This is a genomic window from Rheinheimera hassiensis (genome assembly GCF_022436675.1).
Taxonomy (GTDB): Bacteria; Pseudomonadota; Gammaproteobacteria; order Enterobacterales; family Alteromonadaceae; genus Alishewanella; species Alishewanella hassiensis.
The window spans coordinates 402,941-424,433 of sequence record NZ_JAKUJZ010000001.1; the positions used below are offsets into that span (position 1 = coordinate 402,941).

At 47.9% G+C, this 21,493-nt stretch carries 17 protein-coding genes; 7 read left to right on the forward strand and 10 right to left on the reverse strand.

Annotated features, from left to right (window positions below):
- Nucleotides 1-17: 17 nt before the first annotated feature.
- From MJX74_RS01765 to MJX74_RS01775, 3 genes are all read right to left on the reverse strand, one after another.
- Nucleotides 18-1,520 (reverse strand): tryptophan halogenase family protein, encoded by a 1,503-nt coding sequence (locus MJX74_RS01765; RefSeq protein ID WP_240220343.1) that lies wholly within the window; start codon nt 1,518-1,520, stop codon nt 18-20.
- A complete protein-coding gene (locus tag MJX74_RS01770; protein WP_240220344.1) occupies nt 1,492-2,994 on the reverse strand; it encodes a tryptophan halogenase family protein in 1,503 nt (500 codons plus the stop codon). The genes MJX74_RS01765 and MJX74_RS01770 overlap by 29 nt, the downstream gene beginning before the upstream one ends.
- A 62-nt stretch (nt 2,995-3,056) precedes the next feature.
- A complete protein-coding gene (locus MJX74_RS01775; RefSeq protein ID WP_240220346.1) occupies nt 3,057-5,885 on the reverse strand; it encodes a TonB-dependent receptor in 2,829 nt (942 codons plus the stop codon).
- A 409-nt stretch (nt 5,886-6,294) separates the two neighbouring features.
- Here MJX74_RS01775 and MJX74_RS01780 point away from each other — a divergent pair, with 409 nt between their 5' ends.
- Both MJX74_RS01780 and malQ read left to right on the forward strand, forming a co-directional pair.
- A complete protein-coding gene (locus tag MJX74_RS01780) occupies nt 6,295-6,747 on the forward strand; it encodes a helix-turn-helix domain-containing protein (RefSeq protein WP_240220347.1) in 453 nt (150 codons plus the stop codon).
- Nucleotides 6,734-8,872, forward strand: a complete 2,139-nt coding sequence (gene malQ, locus MJX74_RS01785) for a 4-alpha-glucanotransferase (protein WP_240220348.1) — start codon at nt 6,734-6,736, stop codon at nt 8,870-8,872. The genes MJX74_RS01780 and malQ overlap by 14 nt, the downstream gene beginning before the upstream one ends.
- A gap of 66 nt (nt 8,873-8,938) precedes the next feature.
- Here the strand turns inward: malQ and MJX74_RS01790 are convergent, their stop codons facing one another.
- A complete protein-coding gene (locus MJX74_RS01790; protein ID WP_240220349.1) occupies nt 8,939-11,005 on the reverse strand; it encodes a winged helix-turn-helix domain-containing protein in 2,067 nt (688 codons plus the stop codon).
- 146 nt (nt 11,006-11,151) lie between these two features.
- On the opposite strand from MJX74_RS01790, the gene MJX74_RS01795 reads away from it, so the two are divergent.
- The gene (locus MJX74_RS01795) at nt 11,152-13,464 is read left to right on the forward strand and encodes a CocE/NonD family hydrolase (RefSeq protein WP_240220350.1); all 2,313 of its coding nucleotides are present in this window, start codon (nt 11,152-11,154) and stop codon (nt 13,462-13,464) included.
- A 46-nt stretch (nt 13,465-13,510) separates the two neighbouring features.
- On the opposite strand, the gene MJX74_RS01800 is transcribed toward MJX74_RS01795, so the two are convergent.
- Nucleotides 13,511-13,852: an FKBP-type peptidyl-prolyl cis-trans isomerase gene (locus MJX74_RS01800; protein WP_240220351.1), complete on the reverse strand. Its 342-nt coding sequence runs from the start codon at nt 13,850-13,852 to the stop codon at nt 13,511-13,513.
- A 208-nt stretch (nt 13,853-14,060) separates the two neighbouring features.
- On the opposite strand from MJX74_RS01800, the gene MJX74_RS01805 reads away from it, so the two are divergent.
- Together MJX74_RS01805 and MJX74_RS01810 are read left to right on the forward strand one after the other, a co-directional pair.
- Nucleotides 14,061-14,594 (forward strand): HEPN domain-containing protein, encoded by a 534-nt coding sequence (locus tag MJX74_RS01805; RefSeq protein ID WP_240220353.1) that lies wholly within the window; start codon nt 14,061-14,063, stop codon nt 14,592-14,594.
- Nucleotides 14,594-16,258, forward strand: coding sequence for a hypothetical protein (locus tag MJX74_RS01810; RefSeq protein WP_240220355.1), 1,665 nt, complete (start codon nt 14,594-14,596; stop codon nt 16,256-16,258). The genes MJX74_RS01805 and MJX74_RS01810 overlap by 1 nt, the downstream gene beginning before the upstream one ends.
- A gap of 70 nt (nt 16,259-16,328) precedes the next feature.
- Here the strand turns inward: MJX74_RS01810 and MJX74_RS01815 are convergent, their stop codons facing one another.
- Nucleotides 16,329-16,517: a hypothetical protein gene (locus MJX74_RS01815; protein WP_240220357.1), complete on the reverse strand. Its 189-nt coding sequence runs from the start codon at nt 16,515-16,517 to the stop codon at nt 16,329-16,331.
- Nucleotides 16,518-16,570: 53 nt separating this feature from the next.
- Entirely contained in the window at nt 16,571-16,780 is a 210-nt protein-coding gene (locus MJX74_RS01820) for a ribosome alternative rescue factor ArfA (RefSeq protein WP_240220359.1), read from the reverse strand.
- Nucleotides 16,781-16,941: 161 nt separating this feature from the next.
- Between MJX74_RS01820 and MJX74_RS01825 the strand changes: the two genes are divergently transcribed.
- On the forward strand, nt 16,942-17,673 hold the full coding sequence (locus MJX74_RS01825; RefSeq protein WP_240220361.1) for a glutaredoxin: 732 nt from the start codon (nt 16,942-16,944) through the stop codon (nt 17,671-17,673).
- A gap of 5 nt (nt 17,674-17,678) precedes the next feature.
- On the opposite strand, the gene MJX74_RS01830 is transcribed toward MJX74_RS01825, so the two are convergent.
- Nucleotides 17,679-18,164: a DUF2269 domain-containing protein gene (locus tag MJX74_RS01830; protein WP_240220363.1), complete on the reverse strand. Its 486-nt coding sequence runs from the start codon at nt 18,162-18,164 to the stop codon at nt 17,679-17,681.
- Nucleotides 18,148-18,798 (reverse strand): hypothetical protein, encoded by a 651-nt coding sequence (locus MJX74_RS01835; protein WP_240220366.1) that lies wholly within the window; start codon nt 18,796-18,798, stop codon nt 18,148-18,150. The genes MJX74_RS01830 and MJX74_RS01835 overlap by 17 nt, the downstream gene beginning before the upstream one ends.
- A 207-nt stretch (nt 18,799-19,005) precedes the next feature.
- Here MJX74_RS01835 and MJX74_RS01840 point away from each other — a divergent pair, with 207 nt between their 5' ends.
- Complete coding sequence (locus tag MJX74_RS01840; RefSeq protein ID WP_240220368.1) at nt 19,006-19,827, forward strand: hypothetical protein; 822 nt, start codon at nt 19,006-19,008, stop codon at nt 19,825-19,827.
- A 63-nt stretch (nt 19,828-19,890) separates the two neighbouring features.
- Here MJX74_RS01840 and ilvA read toward each other — a convergent pair whose 3' ends face one another.
- Nucleotides 19,891-21,459 carry a threonine ammonia-lyase, biosynthetic gene (gene ilvA / locus MJX74_RS01845; RefSeq protein ID WP_240220370.1) on the reverse strand — a complete coding sequence of 523 codons (1,569 nt, stop codon included), beginning with the start codon at nt 21,457-21,459 and terminating at the stop codon, nt 19,891-19,893.
- Nucleotides 21,460-21,493: the final 34 nt, after the last annotated feature.

Sequence of the window (21,493 nt, forward strand, 5' to 3'; positions counted from 1 at the left end):
TTACACAGCTATCTGTTTTAGCGCTGTTTATTTAACGGATAATGCTGGCTGCACATGCGGTTAAAGTGGCCCACGTCATCAATGCGGCGTAAAAACGACTGAACCTCAGGCTTAGTGCTATCTGCCGGCACTAATTGAGACGGGTAAATACCGTAGCCAGAAAATAAACAGTGCCATGAGTTGATACTGTAGTAACTGTCCAGTTTATTGGCTGTCAGGTAAGGGCCAATATCCTCTCTGCTTAGCCAGGCCCGGGTTAAGCCTTTCAAGTGCAGCGGTAAGTCTTCATTGGCAGCATTATCACGCCAGTATTGGCTATCAGTTCTGTTATTTAAACGATAATGCCCGACAATATAATCGCGTATGCCCTCAAAGCGGCTGTTAATGCGCTGATTAAACTCTGGCTGCAGGGCGTCACTGTAATTGCCTTTGACCAAACAATCCGCAAACATCTCTACGGTAGTTTGCACCAGATGCAAAGCCGTTGCCTCCAGCGGCTCAATAAAGCCTTGCGACAACCCCACCGCAAGGCAGTTTTTGTACCAGTGCTGCTCCAGCCTGCCAACTTTCATTTTCAAATGTCTTGCCGCAACACTGTCATCAACGCCAAGGTGTGCTCTGAGTTCCTGTTCTGCCTGTTCAGCGCTACAGTATTTCGAGCTGTATACATAGCCATTACCAACACGGCTGGTCAGTGGAATACGCCATGCCCAGCCATTACGCAGTGCGGTGGATTGCGTCATCAGTTTTTCATCAGGCAGACAAGGCGTTTGCATAACCACGGCAGCATCATTAAACAAGTTTGCGCTGTAACTGATAAACTTAACCCCCAGTGCCTGGCTAATTAAGCGGGCAGAAAAGCCGGTACAGTCGACAAAAAAGTCTGCTTCAAGCACACCATGTTGCGCCGACACCAGGGCATTGATAGAGCCATCTTCAGCTATAACAACGTCACTGACACTAAACTCGCGATAAGTTACCCCCTGGCTTTTAGCATAAGTTGCCAGAAACTGGCCTAATAACGTGGAGTCGAAATGGTAGCCATACTCCACACTAAACGGGAAAGACTCATCAGCTAAAGGCTGGCGGCCTTGCTGTGCCAGGGTAGCATTAAGGAAGTAGTGCTCCGGGTTTGCATTGACATCCAGCCCCAGACGACGGTAATAACAACTATGAATAAATACATCCTGGGTGTGTAAATCTGTCTGGGCGACAAAGGGATGAAAATAACGGCTGTATCCCGGTGCGTCTGTCCAGCCAGTAAACTCAATACCCAGTTTGTAAGTGGCATTGCAGGCACTCATCCACTCAGCTTCAGGGATACCTAAGGTATTAAATAACCCACGCAGTTGTGGCGTGGAGCCCTCGCCCACACCAATAGTGGCTATTTCAGGTGCGCCGACAAGCTCTATGGTGATATCAGCTGCCAGGTGCTTTCTTAACAAACAAGCCGTTATCCAACCGGCTGAGCCGCCGCCTACAATCACGACTTTATTCATTTTTTTTGGCGCTGATACCATGCAGATAGCTTTCCTGTGTGGGTAATTGACTAACATAACCTGAGAATACAGCACTGATATTACTCATAAAATCACTGCATTCTGCCTCAGGCAGAGTATTGGCTAACGGGCTGTAACTGTGCGGCATAATACCCTGCCCCAATAACACCTGATACCAGCCCATTTCTGAGAACAGCTCATCACTGCGGCGAAAAACCCGGCCGGAGTCAGCAAAAAGCGCAATCCGCTCGGTTAGTGTGTCAGGTACTGCCATCTCGCGGCATCTTTTCCAGAACGGCTCACTGCGCTGGTTAAGATGATAGTGCAGAATAATAAAGTCGCGGATAGCTTCCATTTCTAAATCGGCCTGGCGGTTAAACTCATCTGCCAGACAGGTATCTGCAGGGTTTTGAGGAAATAACTTAAGAAAACGCCCTATACCCGATTGGATCAAATGCAAACTGGTAGACTCCAGCGGCTCTAAAAACCCGCTGGCCAACCCCAACGCCAGACAGTTTTTATGCCACTGTTTTTTACGTCGGCCTGTGGTAAACCGCAAAAATTTGGGGGCCGACCTTTCGCCTTCAGGTAAATGTTGCAGCAAGGTGTCAAGTGCCTGCTCCTGCTGCATAAAGGCGCTACTGTACACCATGCCATTCCCTGTGCGGCTTTGCAGCGGTATATGCCACTGCCAGCCCGCAGCGTGCGCTATTGAGCGCGTGTAAGGTTGTGTGGTATTACCCTGTCTGGTTTGTATTGCAATAGCACTGTCAGCCGGTAGCCAATGCTGCCAGCTCTCGTATCCTGTATTAAGCGCCTCTTCAATCAACAAGCCGCGAAAGCCACTACAGTCGATAAAAAAGTCGGCTGCCACAACCTGATTATCATCAAGTATCAGATTGCGGATGCTGCCACTTGCCGGGCAGATATTAACCCGTGAAATTTTCGCATCAATGCGGTGTACGCCTAACTTGACCGCGTAATCACGCAGTAAGCGGGCATAAGCAGAGGCGTCAAAGTGATAGGCATAACTTAGCCCCGGAATAGTGGTTCCGGGCAATGTTTTAGCAGGCGAAAACTTATTCGCTTTTGCCGCCAGAAAATTTAACGAATAGCGCCAATAGTCTGAGGCGTTTTGCGGTGATTGCCTGAGCCAATAATTGATAAAATGGGTTAAGCCGACATTGCTGCCAACATCACCAAAAGCATGCATATACTGGCTGGACGCCTGCCCCCAGCCTGCAAACTCAATACCCAGCTTAATCGTGGCATCCGTCTGCTGAATAAAATACCGCTCATCAATACCCAGCAACTGGTTAAAGCTCTGAATGGGTGGAATAGTGGCTTCGCCTACCCCGACAGTGCCAATATCAGTAGACTCAACCAGAGTTAACCTGATCTTGTCTTTAAACACTTTGGCAAGGGCTGATGCTACCATCCAGCCAGCACTGCCGCCGCCTGCGATTACTATATGACGAATACCATTCTGGTGCATATTTTGTCCCTATAAAAAAGCCCCTGACAACAGGGGCTTTGTAATGTCAGACAATATTAAGGTTAGAACTTATAACCAAAGCCAAGCATAAAGTTACGGCCATATCTTTGATAGTCTTGCGCGCCAATAACCTGGCCGGTTTCACCATCAACAAAATTGGTAACAAAAGGCTCGTCGGTAATATTCTGTACCTGGAATGTCACGCTCAGGCCTTTCAGTGCATCGATAGACGATTCTGAGAAGTCATAGCCCAGTTGTGCGTCCCACAACGTCTCAGCTGCTGCTGTTCTGGTATCCAGGTTAGCACTCTGATTACGCACTGCACCCTGATACTCTGAGCGATGGTTCATGCTGGTACGGATTTGGAAGCCTGCTTTTTCATAGTACACAGTGAAATTGTATACTTTGTCAGATAAGCCAGGGATCTCCTGCTGCATACCTTTCACATCTACTTCTGAATCCAGGAAAGTAGCACTTAATACCGCACCAAAACCATCCAGTGCTTCAGTCAGAACATTAAACGGCACTACTGCTGTTAACTCAGCACCACTCACTTTGGCATCACCAACGTTGTCCGGTATGGTATTAACACCCAGGTTGGTAATTGGCACATCTTCCGGATTAGGCGTGTTAAAGTCTGAGAAGTCAAAAATGGTATCGTTATTGGCAACCCAGTCTTTTATGTCTTTGTGGAACAATGCTGCAGACACATAACCTTCACTGGTGTAGTAATATTCGTACGACAAATCAAACTGATCGGCAACGATAGGTTTTAGTGAAGGGTTACCACTACCAGAGCTCCATGGTGACGTGGTTAGATCGTCAGGGTTAAACACGCCAGGGTTGTTGCGTCCGCGATCAAAACCATAGCTAAAACTTGAGTTCATTTGATCCATACGTGGGCGTGCCACAGTGCGTGCTGCGCCAAAACGCAATTGCTGCTCATCAGTTACTTTTAATACCAGGTTTAAACTTGGTAATACATTGCTGTAGCTGTCACCCTGCGTTGTAGGGTCAATATTTAACCCACCTTCCGGGCGTGAGCTGACCTGAAAACCATCCGAGCTTTGGTCTGTGTATACATATTGTACGCCGATGTTACCGTATAACGGTAAATCAAACACATAGCTGCTTATATCCGCTTTTACGTAAGTAGTATAAATATCTTCAAATACTGTCCAGGTACCACGCCATTTATCAGGGACTGTGTCGCCCTGCACTACAGAGTCATATACACCATCGCGATACATTGCCAGTGAGTCATAGGCAATCATGTTACCCATGCCCAGATAACCAAGAGATACGTTACCCAAATAATATTTATCGGCAATAGGTAGGGTCGAATTTACGTCGCCGGCCACATAATTAGGCACGCGTAAGTATTCACCGTAGTCTACTTTCGACTTTTCACGTTTGCTGTAGTTAACACCTACCTCTACAGAACTAAAAAAGTCATTTTCTAGCAGCCGGTTTGCCGCAAGCTTGAAGGTGGTCATTTCGTCTTTAGTTTCAGGCGTCAGTAAGTTACCGTCCTGACCATCAACACCCACTTCACCTACACCCCAGTTTCTTGCTGCACCTAACTCAAATAATGCACGGTCTGAGTAATCCAGAGAAGGGGTAAAAGTTGCACCGGTAAGGCTGTCGTTCATTTCAACGATAATGTCGTCACCTACACCCTGGCCGGCATTACCACCACGACCGGTTGTGGCATAACTTTCCATAACCCACAGTTTACGGTCGGCTTTTGAATAGCTTAAATCGGCTTCAAGAGTCCAGTCAGACAACTGGTATTCAACGTTCGCGCCAAACGAGGTCAATTCTGCCTGACGGAAGTTTACGTCGTTACGCACTATGCCTTTAACATCATTGGCACGGAAACGTGTTGCCACACCATCACGCTCTTCCAGTATGTCGATAGTAGAAGAGCCATCATCACGGCCATAACCAATAGGTAACTCAACACCACGTAAGATTTGTTTGTCTTCAAAATCAACGTACATGGCATCGAATGTAAGATGTAGATCTTTATTTGGCGCAAATTCCAGTACACCAAGCACCGAATCCCGGGTCAGTTCAGAAGAACGAACATATGGCTTTGCACCACCCAGCCGGCGAATACCGTCATCATTCTTATCGTAATTCCAGGCGTGCCAGCGCTCTTCCTGGTTGGGTGACTGCATATGTGCATAGGCCAACGCCACACCCACTTTGCCGTCATTAAACTGGTCGATATAACCGATAGAGCCGCGTTTACCCTGATCATCCATATCTGGATTAACCGCTTCTAAACCGTTTTTCTCAAAACGCACGTTAGCATTAATAATGCGCTCGTTTTTATCTAGCGGACGAACTGAGCGTAAGTCAACAGTACCACCAATCCCCTGAGTGATAAGTGATGCATCCGGCGTTTTATATACTACAACTTCACTGATAACCTCAGATGGGTACAGATCGAATTCAACCCCACGGTTATCACCGATAGAAACCTGCTCGCGGCCGTTAAATGTTGTGGTATTGAAATCACCACCCATACCACGAACAGAAATCAGACTGGCACGGCCATCCAAACGCTGTGCTGACAAGCCCGGTAAGCGTGCTATAGATTCCGCAATACTGGAATCCGGCAGCTTGCCGATATCTTCAGCAGAAACAGAATCTACAATGCTGTTAGAGTACTGTTTGGTGTTAATTGACTCGGCAACAGAGCGTCTAAATCCTTTTATTTCAATAACTTCTACGCTTGCAGCAGCCTTTGCTTTCTCTCTGGCTTCTGCTGGCGACTCGCGTTGTTCTGCGTCAGCCGATGTTTCTTGGGCTGCAATACTGTAGCTGCTCAACCCGACCGTTGCTAAGGCAACCGTCAACATATTGAGTTTAAATTTAGTCATGTCCTTCATCCCCGGTGTGTTGTGTGTGCTGTCTGTCAGCTGTAAGCGCAGCCGTATCAGTACAACCAGACTTCTGTCTAAGGCTATTTATTAAACTTATTAGCGCAACACCTCAACATGAATACGTATTCATAATTACTAATTTGCACAAACACAGAGCGGTCATCGCAAAAACGCACCAACGCAGTGCAAACTGCATTCTGCCTACATAAGTTTAGACTAACAGCCACCTGTGCAGCCTGCCAGAACAGATCTGCAGCCCTTTGCAGGACTTCGTCGCATGATATTTTCAATGCATACGTATGCAACAGGTTTAATAAATACATAACCCTGATTTATGCTTGCACCACCATATGGCAGCCCGTAGCAAACTTGTGGATCTTGCTTTGCTGCCAGCGCGGAGCAAAATATGAAAAATAATATTCTGACGGGATACAGCCTGGCGGCGTTTGACTGCAGCCAGAGTACACAGCCACAACCGGTATTAGCGCAGCTGCGCCAGTTTATTCTGCAGCAACTGCCGCAGGCGCCCAGATTAACGGATGCCGCCAGCACACTGAATATGAGCAGTCGCACGTTACAACGCGCCCTGCAACAAGCGGATACCAGCTTTCGTCAGCTGATGTGTCAGTGCCGGCACCAGTTGGCACATCACTATTTACAAGACGCCAGCCTGAGCCTGCAGCAAATTGCTTTTCAGCTTGGATTTGCAGAACAGAGCAGCTTTCAAAAAGCATTTAAATGCTGGCAGGGCTGCTCACCGGGCGTGTTTCGCCAGCGTCAGCAGCTCGCGGCAAACAGACGTCGTCATTTATCCGGCTTGCACCAGCCGGGGTTACAGGTGAATTATGGAATTAATTAAGCAACTCGCCGCACTGGTGGGTTTGCAGGACAGCTACGTACACGCGCAGGGCCACACTGAAGTGATTAGCCTGGATAAACAACAGGCCATATTGCAGGCAATGGGATATGACTTAACGTCGAATGATGCCATGCAGGAAAAAATCGTTGAGCTAAGTGAGCAGCCATGGCTTGAAGTTATCGCCCCGGTTACTGTGTGTCAGCAAGGCGAGCTACTACGCATTCGTGTACAACAGTTACAGCAAAACGCTGTCAGCGACTGGCAATGGCAAATTAACACTGAAGAACAACAGCAGTTCAGCGGCAGCCTTACCATTGCCGCCAAAGATATCATCGAGCGCCGCCAAACCCGCCAGGGCGAAGTATTGGCCGCCGAACTGGTTTTAGATATCAGCTTACCGTTGGGATATCACCAGTTAACGCTAAGCAATAACCGCCAGCACTATAGCCAGCAACTGATTATTACACCGCAGCGCTGCTTTCAGCTGCATGACAAAGCCGTGCTACATAAAACCTTTGGCCCGGCTATTCAGCTGTATGCGGTTAAATCGGCGCGCAACTGGGGTATTGGCGACTTTGCCGATCTGCAACAGATAGTTGCACCACTGGCAGAGCAAGGCGTTGATTTTATTGGTTTAAACCCACTGCATGCACTGTACCCTGAATTACCACAAGACTGCAGCCCGTATAGCCCGAACAGCCGCTTATGGTTAAATACCGAATATGTCGCGCTGGAGTACACCGCAGAATTTGCCGACTGCACAGCCGCACAGCAACTGGTTAACTCTGAAAGTTTTCAGCAGCGCTTACAACATTTACGTGAACAAACTTACGTTGACTATATCGGCGTAGCCACAGCCAAAAAAGCGGTGGCGACGTTATTGTTTCAGCAGTTTAAACAGCAACATCTGGCAAAAAACACCGCGCGTGCAGCGCTGTTTCAGCAGTTTGTGGCAGATGGTGGCGACAGCCTGCGCCAACTGACTATTTATCAGGTGTTACAGGGTCAGTTGTTTCAGCAAGACTGGAATATGGCCGCCTGGCAAAATTTTCCGCAGCAACTGCGCGATCCGCACAGCAGTGCCGTAGCAGAATTTGCCAGTGCAAACAGCGACGCCATAAACCAGCAACTGTATTTGCAGTGGCAGGCACAGTTGCAGCTGGCAGAGGTAAAACGTTTGTGTCAGCAGCACGGCATGGCCATTGGCCTGTACTGCGATGTTGCCGTTGGCACCAGCCGCAGCAGTGCAGAAAGCTGGGGCGCACCGGAAGATTATCTGCTGGATTTAAGCGTAGGTGCGCCGGCCGATATTATGGCGCCCAAAGGTCAGAATTGGGGCTTGTTAGCCTACAACCCGCAAACCTTACGGCAAAAAGCGTATCAGCCTTTTATTGAACTGCTGCAGGCCAACATGCGCTTTGCCGGAGCCTTGCGGCTGGATCATGTTATGGCGCTGTTACGTTTATGGTGTTGTCCGGTAGGTGCCGATGCCACTGCCGGCGCTTATATCCGCTTTCCGGCTGCCGACCTGTTTGCCATTCTGGCGCTGGAAAGCCAGCGCAACAGCTGCGTGGTAATAGGGGAAGATTTAGGCACAGTGCCGGTAGAGATCAGCCATTTGCTGGCGCAGTATCAGGTATTGTCGTACCGGGTATTTATGCTGGAGCAAAAATCCGGCAGCTACGATTACGCCGCCCAGACCTATCCTGAACTGGCACTGGCAACGGTAACCACACACGATATGCCAACACTGGTGGGATACTGGCAGCAAGGTGATCTTGAGCTGCGCCACGAACTGGATTTATTTCCCAACCCGCAGGTAGCCGACAGCCTTTATCAGCTGCGTGCCGATGAAAAACAACTGATGAGCCAGCGCCTGCAACTGCATGAAGGCGATTACCAGCAGTTAATCCGCGCCAGCCATTTGTTTACTGCGCAACAACCGGCCCGCTTATTTGCCTTTCAGCTGGAGGATTTATTACTGATGTCTACTCCGGTTAATATTCCGGGCACCAGCAATGAGTATCCCAACTGGCGCCGGCGTCTGACAGATAACATCGACGCTATTTTGCAGCGCCAGGACGTACTTGAACTGATCGCCGACATCAGAACCGCCAGACAATAACACCTTCGCTAAAACCCGGCTGAAATACAGTCGGGTTTTAGCGAGAAGTTATAAATTATTAATAGGCTAGTCGAGCTCACTGATACGAAAAATATCGGCCTCGGGTGCGGCTCTTGTAGTGAAGTAGACCCCTTGTTCACTGACACTAAAGCTCTGGCTGGCGCTCAGAGCCATCAGTTTTGTTTGCTCGCCGCTGGCGATATCCAGTTTCCACAGTGTCGTAACGCCGCGGTTAGCCTCTGTATTTCCGCCGGTTGTCGGTTGCACAAAATACAGTTTGCCTTGGCTCAGGCTAAAGTAAAAACGCCGTTGGCGGTCAATCTGCTGCGGCAATTGCAACGTTAACAGCTGCTGTTGTAAAAATAGCTGTTGCTGCTGATCAATAAAAAGTGCCTGTTGTGACTGCGCATCATAACTGGCATAAGCCCAGCGGCCAGGCTGGATCTGCAGTTGTTGTGCGCCAATATGGAAATGATGTAACCGCCACTGCTGACCAACTAATAAGCTAAATGCCAAACTGCTATTGGTAACCCAGGATATACCGCGGATTTCCTGCGCAGGTAAAGGCAGTGTCAGCACCTGGCCGGTATCAACATTAATCAGCTTTAGCGTATTAATAAGCAGTACCGCCAGTTGGCTGTCATCCGGCGACCATTGTACGTCATAGATCCAGTCATTCCGGCCCAATTGGCTTAATTTGCGGTTTTCGCCGCTGCTTAACTGATGTAACCAGATTTCACGGCTACCGCTGCGCTCTGAGACAAATGCCAGTTGCTGCTGTTGATTCGACACTCGGGGTAAAGAGTCGCTGACTGATGAGGTTATCAGCGTTAGCGGCTCATCGGCTGTAGTCGGTTTAACACGGATCTGCTGGTTGCTGCTAGCGCCGGAATACACATAGCTGTGGCCATCCGCTACCCGTTTTAATTTGAAAATGCCATGAGCGGCACTGTATACCTTGTGCTGTAACTTACCGCTAAGACTGAGCTGTAAAATATTATTCGCCGGATCAGAGTCTGTTTGCAGGATAGCATTGCCCTGCTGGTTCCAGATGGGGCAACATAACCACTGGTTCTTACTAAATAAATAACTAAGCTTATTCTTTTCTATATCAAGTACATAATAAGCCAGCTGCTGGGCTTCGTCCGGTGAGGCGATCAGCAGTTGTTCCTTGCTGGGATGTAAATCAAACTCTGCATTGCCGGCCAGAAAAACCGCTGGTTGGGCAGGCTGGTAAATTTCTCCGCTGGCCAGGTCTTTCAGATAAATAAAATATGCCGTGCCCGGGCCACTATTTTCACTAAAAATCAGTTTGCGGACATCATGGCTAAAAGCAACATTACCATAGCTGCCTGCAGGGCACTGATGCACCGTATTCTCAGATATCAGCTTGGGCATACTTACCGCACTAAATTCAAGTAAAGTTAGCTGACAACTGTCTGTTGTGGTTTGGTAGTACACAAAACGACGGCCGTCTTTCGACCAATCACCATTACCTGCATGGCTTTCGCCGTGACTTAACGGCCAAATCTGGCTGGATTGCAGATCTTTAATGTACAACCTCAGCCACTGGCCCTGATAAGCTGAGTAGATCAGCCAGCGGCCATCCGGCGACAAAGCCGGCAGCACTTCTTCTGCGTGCTCTCTGGTCAGTGGTTCTGACAGCAAATAGACAGCTTGTGGTGTGGCCGAATACCGGTACCAGGCCACTGCGGCAGAAGCAGTTAGCACACTCAGCAACAGCCAGCCGAGAATGGCCCTATGCCAGCTCGAACGGGAAGTTACCAGCATCGTTGCAACTGGCGGCATCTCATCAACTGCAGCAAGTTGTTTTACCGGCGCAATAAAACGATAGCCTTTGCGCGGCAGGGTAATAATAAATTCGCTGTGTTTAGCTGAGTCGCCCAATGATTTGCGTAATTTGGCAATAATACGGTTGATGGCATTGTCGGTGACTATCTGGCCTTGCCAAACCTGTGCAATAAATTCATCCCGGCTAATCATCCGGCCGGGGTTGCGGCAGAAATAGGCTAATACCTCAGCCTGTTTCGGCTCCAGTTGGATTAACGCTGTACTGCGCCACAGCAGATGCTTATCATCACAAAATTGTATCCCGGCTAACTGCCACCGCATGCAGGTGCTCCCTTATAAACCTGGCCGGATCTTACCGTATTTCGGCGCCAGGTCACTTCTGGTCATAAAAAATCACGTCTGGTACACGACCTTACAGCTGGCCAGCTCTATGCTGGCGCTGAATATCATCCTGTAAGGAGTTTACTGTGTTTACACTTTTGTATCGCTTTTATCTGCTAATGGTACTGTCTGGCTTGCTGGCACTGCCCGTTTTGGCTCAGCAAAGCCCGCCCTGGCAACCTGAACCTTTACCGCCGCTGGTGCTATCAGATAGCGCCTCACAACTACCCGAACAGTATCAGGCTATCGCCGCGCAGTTGCTGGAAGTTGCCAACCCTTCACAACAACTGAGGTTACTGTTGCTGTTAAATCAGAATGAGGCCGCCTTAAAACAGCTCTATATACTGCGCGCTGAACATCAGGCGCAGCGCAGCAATACCAACCCTTATGAGCAGATCGCTTTTGAATTGCTGGCGCAGGCCCGGCTAAAGGTAAACGCCACAGAGCAAAAGCTGGAGAACGCCTTCGCCGACGGTTTCTCCAGCTACATCGGCACACTGTCTGATGCCGATGCCCATCTGGCTAGCCGCTTTGCTACCCGCAGTATTGCGGCAGACTTAAGCTATTTACAATTTGTGCGACAGAAATTGGCATCTGCTGCAACAGGCGCTGAGTTGCCATTTAACCGGCAACACCCGGCGCAACGTGATCTGTGGCTGCAGTTCTTCAGTGCCTATGCTGACTATTATTTGCATGCACAGGTGCTGCAACTGGCCGCCGTACCGCTGCAGCTAGACAGGCAGAACCGCTACCACATAGATACCAGGGTAATGATTCGCACCGCCGAAGGCATTGAGCTTTCTGCCATGGTCGTGCGTAACAAAAAGCACAATACGCCATTACCAGCTATTTTAAGCGCCAGTATTTACGCCGACGAGGCCGGTAATTTACAGCATGCCATTGCGGCGGCAGCACGAGGTTATGTTGGTGTGGTGTCGGATTCACGCGGCAAAAGGCATAGTACTGCAGCCATAACGCCGTACGAGAACGAAAGCCAGGATGTTAGCGCCGTTATCAACTGGATTAGCCAACAACCATGGTGCGATGGCCAGGTTGCCATGTATGGTGGCAGCTACCTTGGTTTTACCCAGTGGGCCGCCGCCAAAATACTACCGGCGGCACTGAAAACCATAGTACCGGCAGCAGCGGCCATTCCCGGTCAGGGCCTGCCAATGGAAAATAATATTTTTCTCAATGCCAATTATGCCTGGCCATTTTTTGTCAGTAATGCCCGCTATAACGATGATGCAGCCTATGAAGCACAGGACTGGTTTGCCATTAACCAGCAGTGGTACCAAAGTGGCAGTCCTTATCGCGATTTTGACCAGATTGCTGGCCAGGCCAACCCGTGGTTACAAAAATGGTTGCGCCATCCGTCTTTTGACAGCTACTGGCAAAACTTGATCCCAACCGCTGAGCAATATACCCGCTTAGCTATTCCGGTATTAAGTATTACCGGCTACTACGATGACGGCCAGATTTCGGCGCTGCAGTATGTGCGCGACCACAGCCGGCACCGGCCGCAAGCGGAACATTATCTGGTGATTGGGCCTTATGATCACTTCGGTGCCCAGCATGGTTCCAACACTATGCTGCGCGGCTATAAACTTGATGCTGTAGCCCACTTAGATTTGCTGGCGCTGACTTTCGGCTGGTTTGACTATGTGCTTAAAGGCAAAGCCAAGCCGGCGTTACTCAAAGATAAAATAACTTATCAATTGATGGATGATAACAGCTGGCACTATGCTGCCTCATTAACGGCGCTGGAGCAGCAAAAGCACAGGTTATATTTTGCGCCGCCAGCCGCTGATGGCTCTTATCAATTACAACCCAAGGCCCCGGACATTGCCGTAATAGCAGAGCAACGCATTGATTTTAAAGACAGAAGCCAGAGTTACAACCAACATTATTATCCCAGCCCGATAGTGCAGCCCGCTTTTGTGCCAGAGAATGGTTTGCAGTTACTAAGCGAACCGTTAGCAGAGGATATGGCACTGGCTGGTGCCTTCAGTGGCGAGCTGATACTGCGGCTGAATAAAAAAGATGTCGACCTGGGCTTAACCTTGTATGAGGTAAAGCCTGATGGACAATACTTCCATTTAAGTTATTTTCTTGGCCGCGCCAGCTATGCCAAAGACCCAACCCGCAGGCAACTGCTGATACCCGGCCAAGCAGAACATATGCCTTTCAGCCGTAGCAGAATGGTTGGCAAAAAAATTAGCAAAGGCAGCCGCCTGCTGCTACTGGCAAACGTTAACTACAATGGTTTTGCGCAGATAAACTATGGCACTGGAACCGATGTCAGTGACGAATCGATACAGGATGCAGCAGAGCCGCTGCAACTGACATGGCTTAGCGGCAGCTATATTGATTTACCACTGCGGCCAATGGCCAGATAAACCAGCTGTTACCCGGACTGATCGCAGCAATTCGGCGATACTGCGGTCAGTCATCCCGTGTCAGCACTTCCAGCAGCTCAATCTCAAAAATAAGATTACTGTTGGGCGGGATCATAGTGCCTATCTGGCGCTCGCCATACGCCAGAACCGACGGCACCCAAAGCTTACGCTTACCACCGGTTTTCATACCCTTAAGGCCCAGTATCCAGCCCTGGATCACGCGGTTATTGCTCAGCACTATCTGAAACGGCTCACCGCGTTTGTAAGATGAATCAAACTCAGTGCCATCTTCCAGCCAGCCGCGGTAATGCGCAGTGATCAGCGCCCCACGCTCAGCGGCTTTGCCGGTGCCTTCGATAATATCTTCAATTTTTACTTCGGGTTGCATCGGTTAGTCTTCAGACAGGATAAATACCGGCATTATAGCGGCGTAACAGACATAAAAGTAAGTTGAGATCAGACAGCCGCTGTTCTAACACCCGGTAATATCTTACTTACTGATGTACCAAAAAAGTGCTTTGCTTTTTCTCCGCCTTGGCTTAGGTTAAAGCTATAAAACAATAAAGGACTACCTGCCGCAGTAGGAAAAGGAAGTTATGACCAGCCGTGCCTACGCTATTTTTGAAACCGGAATGCAGGATGTCGCCAAGCTGATACAGCTGTTCGACAATCTGGAGTCGCCAGAGCAACGCCAGCAGTACGAAGTGCTGAAACGCGCAGCGTTAGTGATGACCACCACAGCATGGGAGAGTTATATCGAGACCTTCCTGCATGAGTTACTGATAAAAAAGATCAACGGTATTCAGGGTAGTTTTGCCGGTGACTTTATTCAGCAAAAGTTTGAAGCCGAAATTAAAAGACTGAATAACCCCAGTGGCGATAAGGTGCGACAACTCTCTAAAGAGTTTTTGCGGTGTGATATTACTGAATATTGGAAATGGGCCAACACCGAGCCTGCGCAGGCGCGCCAGCAACTAAATCACTGGTTGTCCAAACGCGGCGATGCAGTACATAGCGCCTGCGAAAGTGACAATCCACAAAAAGCACATCTGGTGAAAAAAGAAGATTTGGATAAAGCCGTCAGATTTTTCAGGGAGTTGGTGAAGATTACTGATGGGATCAGCGTTTAATGCCAACATCAATTCCAAATATGAGAAGTGTGACATTAAGTCTGGAAAAGACGCTAGATCTATATCTTGAAGGACCTGACTCATGGAATCAATTTGTTGATAGCTACGATGAAATTCACTTTAATTTCTCAAAAGTCCAATGGCCACATTATCAAATGCGGCTGGATGCTCTAAATATTAAACAAGGTTTGAAAAATAGCGTTATTAGCTTCAAAGGGTATTGTTTTAAATCTGGAAATCTGGATTTTTCAGGAACAGATTTTGGTGCAAGGTCATTGGATTTTTCTAATCTTGACTTGAAAAATACATCATTAACGCTAGCTGATATTGTACTACATGGCCCTTCCATTAACATTTCAAACTTAAAAATTGGTGTCGGAACAATACATCTGAGCGGGTCACGAATCGGAGGCCATGACCGTAGAACTGATTTGATGGCGACAAATATTTCTATTTCCCTCGGAGATTTACTGTGTCGGGATATGGTTTTCGGCAAAGGTGATATCAACTTCAGTGGCTTGCAGCTCAACCAAGGGGCTGCGGATTTTTCAGGCACAGTATTTCGTGATGGCGATTTCTCCCTATCCAGAGCACAAATAAAAGGAGATATTGTTGATTTTAAAGGTAGTAAATTCGGAGCTGGAAGCAAATTTTTTAGCCAGTGCACATTTGAAGTCGCACAGGTTTCTTTCTCATCAGTCGATTTTGGAACTGATAATTTAGATTTTCATGGTTGCAACTATTCTAAAGTTAGCGACTCAGTGAACTTCAGATATTTGAAAACAAGTGGCTATAGCGCGCTCTTTAGCATGTCCACTTTTGCAAAAATAACTATAGATTTTTCATACTCGGCTTTTGATTGCAAGATAGTAGATTTCAGTGAATTAGATCTTGCCGATGGGAATTACATTTTTGAGTCCTGCGAATTCTCTGGCCGAGCATCCTTCTCTGACCGAGCACAACAAAAATCTCAAGCAAAGAAGTTTTCATTCCGAAAGTCATTATTTCACAGCACACTTGATGTTAGCTGGGTAACCACCGAAGATATCATTGACTTAAGAGAAACAAAGTTGGCAACTCACACCACCCTTGATAATTTAGGTTTTACACTGCACCGTACTCGGGCTGTCAAATATCTTCCTGGAACGCTAAAAACCAATTCAAAAGCGGCCGCATCTAAGTTACGTCGTTTAAAAGAAATTGCCGAAACGAATAAGAATCACACTGCAGCGTTACGATTTCATGCTGCTGAAATGCGCGCCAGAAGATGGAATGACATGCCAAAATTGTCGTCCATTCTTGATGCTGCTTTTTCTATGCTTAGTAATTATGGACAAAGTATTCTCCGACCGTTTATTGCCTGGGGAATTCTGGTACTTGGATTTGGTGTTGTGTATTCAGTTATCGCGCAAAAAGATTTATTAGCACGGAGCTTTTCAGATACCTTTTCTCAGGCTAATTTCGCTGATGGTTTTCTGTACTCGCTTGTTCAAACATTGCCGGTTTTCCCAATAAGTCGATCTCTTCAACAGAATTTATATACCGCGTTAAACGTGGGACATTCATCAACACTGTTTTCATCACTTACAATAGTTCAAAATTTACTTGGCGTGATTTTCTTGTTTTTAATTGGCCTCGGTTTGAGAAATAGATTCCGACTTTAAGAAAGAGGAGTATCACCTGTCCATTGCGATTAACCGGACTGAAAGCTGGTTATCAATTAAAAGTTCACTCTTACTCAGGCAAGCCGTATTTTTGCCGGATTTCCTGCACAGATTGCAACTTGCCCTGTTCGCTGTCACGTAAACCATTCTCTATCGCCTGGTGTACGTAAATTTGCTCCATCAGGTCGTCCCAGGTGGCATCAGCGGGCAATGTATCTATCAGTTTATGGGCTTCATCTTTTCTTAACGGGCTTGGCATGGTTGCATCTCCTTCAACGCAGTAATTGTTGGCCGGATGCGGGTGAAAAGCAATTAAAAAGCAGCGGTATGTTGGTTAGTGTAACGGCTTACCAAAACAACAAGGGCGTAATCTTTTGAATTACGCCCTTTTCGGTTGTAGGAGCCTTTGCCCTTTTTCGCCTTTACCACCCTGGTTTGAAACAACTTACTGGTGACTAAGGCCTTTATCGCATTATCGCGGATCTCGCCGCGGCCATGCTCGAACGCCGCTGGTTTGTTCATCTTTTTACTCCTGATTAAAAAACGCGCACAGTGTAACCGCAAGCTTTGGCCTGAGCAACGGCAATAAGTTCCAGCGCTAGCTATGTTTAATCACGGCAAAAACTGAGGGGCTATACTGAAGTGGTACCAGCATCTTTTAAACCCGTTTAAAGGAGCAGCAGATGACTAAACAAGCGACCTTATACCGGATGGAAACAGACGAGCATATTTGCCCTTTTGGTCTGAAGTCCAAAGACTTATTGCAACGTCAGGGTTATAGCGTGTCAGATCACAAGCTGACATCGCGCGAAGAAACAGATCGTTTTAAGCAACAGCACCAAGTGGAAACGACACCGCAAACCTTTATTGATGATAAGCGCATTGGCGGGTATGACGCGTTGCGACAGTATTTTAATATGGGCAAGGCCGGACAACAGGGCACCACCTATACACCGGTGATAACCATTTTTGCCATTGCTTTACTGACAGCGCTGGCGGTGGTATTTGCTGATAATCAGACTGCTGGCGTGATGCAGGTTATAGAGCTTTTTGTGGCATTGACGATGGTGATGTTAGCAGTACAGAAGCTGCGCGACCTGTATACCTTTTCCAATTCGTTTATTACTTACGATTTACTGGCGATGAAAATGATCCCGTACGCTTATGTCTATCCATTTCTGGAGGCCTATGCCGGTCTTGGCATGATTGCAGGTTTATCTGCCATTCTGGTAGCACCGGTATCAATCTTTATTGGTACTGTGGGCGCTATATCAGTGATTAAAGCCGTTTATATTGATAAGCGTGAATTAACCTGCGCCTGCGTTGGCGGCGACAGCAAGGTACCGCTGGGGTTTGTCTCGCTAACTGAAAACCTGATTATGCTGGCCGCCGGGGTATGGATGTTTGTGCGTTAATTGGCTTACCATAACGTTTGCTTCGACACTGCCAGCCACATAATTACCAACACTGTAAGCGGCAGAGTGATCAGTGCCAGGTTGGTAAAGCCTTTATGGTAGAAACTAATCATCGCCTGCTCGCGCTGACTTAGCGCAGTGCCTCTGCTGCGCTTTTCGGTCAGTTTTTTCACCTTCCAGTTACCCAGCCAAATATCGACAATTTCCAACGGCACTATAAGTAACAGCACCAGCCACAGCTTTTGTTGCAACCAGGGCATGGCAATAAAACCGTAATGAAATGCCATAGCCGCGCCGCTTAGCAACAGGCTACACAGTGCAATATGTTCCAGCGTAATAGTCCAGAAAAACACCCGGTATACTTTGGCAGTAGCAGGCGACAGCTCGCCTTCCTGCTGTTGCATATAACGCAGTACCAACCAGGAGCCAATGGCGGGGCCTAGCCACATAATCAGTGAACCTAAGTGCAATACTTTAAGCGCAGCGTACACGTTGGCCTCCCCATAATTTCCATGCAATAAGCACAAACCACAGCGTGCTTAACGCCATACTGCCGGCGGTAAAATACTCGGCCAGTTTTAGTTGTTGCAAGGCGATGCTAACGGATAACCCCAACCCCAGCAGCCAGGCTACTATACCCGGATACAGCCACAGCTTAAGCGCAGGTTGCTGCTTTAACAGCGCCAGCGTTAACAACATACCACCCAGGTTATACAAACCATTACCGAGAAAGCCGGTCAGGTGCATGGCCAGGTTATCGATAAACTGCAGCAAGGCAATATCGGTAACCGCGACTTGTGGCATGGCAAAGGCATACAGCGTTTCGGCTATCAGATCCGGTGCAATGCCCAACGCCACCAGCAAAACGCCGTACTGGCGTGCAGCACCCGGTTGCAGTTCCGTTGACAGCATCACCGCAAACGCCAGCAGGCTCAGCGCGGCGGCCATCCAGCTTAGCCAGCCCCATTGCCATAACGTCAGGTTAGCGTTGATATAAGCCAGCCGGGTGGCTAAATCATCGCCTACCGGCAACCCCGGCCGCATCGGGCCGTTCATCATTAAGCAGGCAATAAAGATCAGCAGTGCAATCAATAAGGTAGTGTAAAAATAATACGGTTTTGGCATCTTTATTCGCTCGATACTTCTAAATAAGCATAATAACTGCGGCAGAGAAAAACTCCATAGCTTCACGTGGAGTTAAATCATTTTGCAACCAAAAAAACAAACATCAAAAATACATATAAGTGATAATTTTATGATATTTTACTCTTTTTATTTAATTTAATTTTCTCATATGGAAACATTCGACGGCTTACAATATAGGAGATAAGCATGAAAATTAAAGTATTGGTAGCAGCTACATTTTTTTTGGGCAGCACTACATGTTATGCCGTTGATAATTCACTACCTTCGAGCTGTGAGTATGGCCGCGTCAAGCAGTACGATGTTGCTGCTTCTGATGTAGCATCAGCGGTACAAAGCGGGTTAGCGTTTTATGGCAATCCATATGATGTATCCAGCTGGGCAGAGTTTGCTTACAGCCTTGGCTCATTATTGAATAGTTTTGATTATCTCAGAATAGAAGCACCAAGCCATGTATTACAGGGCGTGCCTTTTACTTTCAAAGGTAACTTATTCGATACTTTTGCTTATGTTAACTTCCATAGTTCAGAAAAAGGTTATGTCGGACAGGATAAATCCAGCATAGAAGCTAATGCATATTATGACACACAGTTTGACACTACATACGGCTATGGCCTAGCCTGGGTTACCAGAGGTGGTTTATGCTCAGCGCAGGGCGTTTGGGTACAGAAGAAACCTGATTTTCAGCTGATATCGCTAACCTATGGGCAAGCGGTAGTTAAAGTTAATATTGATCAGTATTCAAAAGCTGTGAAAGACCCCAACACCCGGGCGAGTATCAAATTTCACGGCACTGCGCTTGAGGGTAGTATGATAGAGCATTATCCATATGCATTTGACCAGCGGACAGGTAACATTACTGTGAATTTTGCTTCTGATTATTTCGGCACCGATTTCAGAGTTTACGCGACCATTAATGACGGCACTTATACTACCGTTAAGTACTTGGGCAAAGTTACAGGGGGTAATGGTAACCACCAGCCTTGCCCTACTTGTCATACTGATATTTAAAGCACGGAGAAGCACTGCTTTACAGTGCTTCTCACCTTAATATTTCAAGTTTTGGTTTCTCAACTAATTTGCAGTCAAGAAGGTTTTATAAGCCTTGTTGCCACTAACACGTTGATACTGATAGCCCAGTTTATCCAAATAAGCTGCAATATCGTTATGGCTGGCTGCTTCAAAGCCGGCCAGTACATCACCGGTGGCGGCGCCGTGGTTGCGGTAGTGAAACAAAGTGATATTCCAGTGCTCGCCCAGGGTGTTTAAAAAATTCATTAACGCGCCCGGGTATTCCGGAAAGTTAAACTGATACACCTGCTCTTGCAGCTGGCGGGGCGGCATACCGCCGACCATATGCCGCACGTGTAATTTGGCCAATTCGTCGTCAGATAAATCCTGATAGTCATAGCCGGCTTTACTGAGCAATTCTTTTACAGTGTTTAGCTCCTGCTGGCCGTGGCGCAGTTTAATACCAACAAAGATATGCGCTTTATTGTCACTGGCGTAGCGGTAGTTAAACTCGGTTATAGCCCGCCCGCCCAGCGTTTGGCAAAAACGGCGGAAACTGCCTTTTTCTTCCGGTATCGTTACGGCAAATACTGCTTCTTTTTTCTCGCCCAGTTCGCAGCGCTCAGATACATAGCGCAGCGTATCAAAGTTTAAATTGGCGCCACTTAACACAGCAGCAAACTGCTGCGGTTTGCTTAAGGTGCTGTTTTTCAGCTGCTGGCTGTACTTCTTCAGCCCGGCCAGCGCCAGCGCGCCGGCCGGTTCGGCCACAGCGCGTAAATCATCAAAAATATCTTTTATTGCAGCGCATATTTCATCGCTGCTTACAGTCACCACTTCATCGCAAAAGCGTTTGGCCAGATTGAAATTTTCAGTGCCGATGCGCTTAACCGCCACGCCATCAGCAAATAAGCCCACCCGTTCCAGCGTTACCGGCGTACCGGCGGCCATAGCGGCTTTTAAACAAGCGGCGTCTTCAGGCTCCACGCCGATGACTTTAACATTCGGTTGTATGGCTTTGATATACACCGCCATACCGGCCATTAAGCCACCGCCGCCAACCGGAATAAACACAGCGTTCAGCTGGTTATGCTGGCTAAGCAACTCTTTGGCTACCGTGCCTTGCCCTGCAATAACGTCCCTATCGTCAAACGGCGGAATATAGATAGCGCCTTCGCTGTTAGCCAGGTTAATGGCGTAGCTGTTGGCTTCATCAAAAGCGGTGCCGTGCAACACCACATTGCCGCCGAGCGCTTTTACCGCTGCGACTTTGATTTCCGGTGTGGTAATGGGCATAACAATAGTGGCGTTAAGCCCCAACTTACTGGCAGATAACGCCACACCCTGGGCATGGTTACCGGCCGAAGCGCACACCACGCTGGCATCCGGGCTGTGTTGTTTTACTTTATGCAGTTTATGAAAAGCACCGCGCAGCTTAAACGAATACACCGGCTGCTTATCTTCGCGCTTTAGCAACACATTATGCCCCAGGCGCAGGCTGAGTTTAGTCATGGCATCCAGCGGGGTTTCTACCGCAGCCTGATATACCGGCGACAGCAGAATTTCGCGCAGATACTGCTGCATCAAATCGGTATCTGTCTGCGCTTGTTGTACTGTTGCCAGGTTGTTCATTGTTGCTCCACTGCTGTTAATTATTCAAACGCGT

What these genes read in the sequence shown, in the direction of transcription:
- MJX74_RS01765 (WP_240220343.1), bottom strand. Translation starts at nt 1,520, where the DNA reads ATGGTATCAGCGCCAAAAAAAATGAATAAAGTCGTGATTGTAGGCGGC.
- MJX74_RS01770 (WP_240220344.1), bottom strand. Translation starts at nt 2,994, where the DNA reads ATGCACCAGAATGGTATTCGTCATATAGTAATCGCAGGCGGCGGCAGT.
- MJX74_RS01775 (WP_240220346.1), bottom strand. Translation starts at nt 5,885, where the DNA reads ATGACTAAATTTAAACTCAATATGTTGACGGTTGCCTTAGCAACGGTC.
- MJX74_RS01780 (WP_240220347.1), top strand. Translation starts at nt 6,295, where the DNA reads ATGAAAAATAATATTCTGACGGGATACAGCCTGGCGGCGTTTGACTGC.
- malQ (WP_240220348.1), top strand. Translation starts at nt 6,734, where the DNA reads ATGGAATTAATTAAGCAACTCGCCGCACTGGTGGGTTTGCAGGACAGC.
- MJX74_RS01790 (WP_240220349.1), bottom strand. Translation starts at nt 11,005, where the DNA reads ATGCGGTGGCAGTTAGCCGGGATACAATTTTGTGATGATAAGCATCTG.
- MJX74_RS01800 (WP_240220351.1), bottom strand. Translation starts at nt 13,852, where the DNA reads ATGCAACCCGAAGTAAAAATTGAAGATATTATCGAAGGCACCGGCAAA.
- MJX74_RS01805 (WP_240220353.1), top strand. Translation starts at nt 14,061, where the DNA reads ATGACCAGCCGTGCCTACGCTATTTTTGAAACCGGAATGCAGGATGTC.
- MJX74_RS01810 (WP_240220355.1), top strand. Translation starts at nt 14,594, where the DNA reads ATGCCAACATCAATTCCAAATATGAGAAGTGTGACATTAAGTCTGGAA.
- MJX74_RS01815 (WP_240220357.1), bottom strand. Translation starts at nt 16,517, where the DNA reads ATGCCAAGCCCGTTAAGAAAAGATGAAGCCCATAAACTGATAGATACA.
- MJX74_RS01820 (WP_240220359.1), bottom strand. Translation starts at nt 16,780, where the DNA reads ATGAACAAACCAGCGGCGTTCGAGCATGGCCGCGGCGAGATCCGCGAT.
- MJX74_RS01825 (WP_240220361.1), top strand. Translation starts at nt 16,942, where the DNA reads ATGACTAAACAAGCGACCTTATACCGGATGGAAACAGACGAGCATATT.
- MJX74_RS01835 (WP_240220366.1), bottom strand. Translation starts at nt 18,798, where the DNA reads ATGCCAAAACCGTATTATTTTTACACTACCTTATTGATTGCACTGCTG.
- MJX74_RS01840 (WP_240220368.1), top strand. Translation starts at nt 19,006, where the DNA reads ATGAAAATTAAAGTATTGGTAGCAGCTACATTTTTTTTGGGCAGCACT.
- ilvA (WP_240220370.1), bottom strand. Translation starts at nt 21,459, where the DNA reads ATGAACAACCTGGCAACAGTACAACAAGCGCAGACAGATACCGATTTG.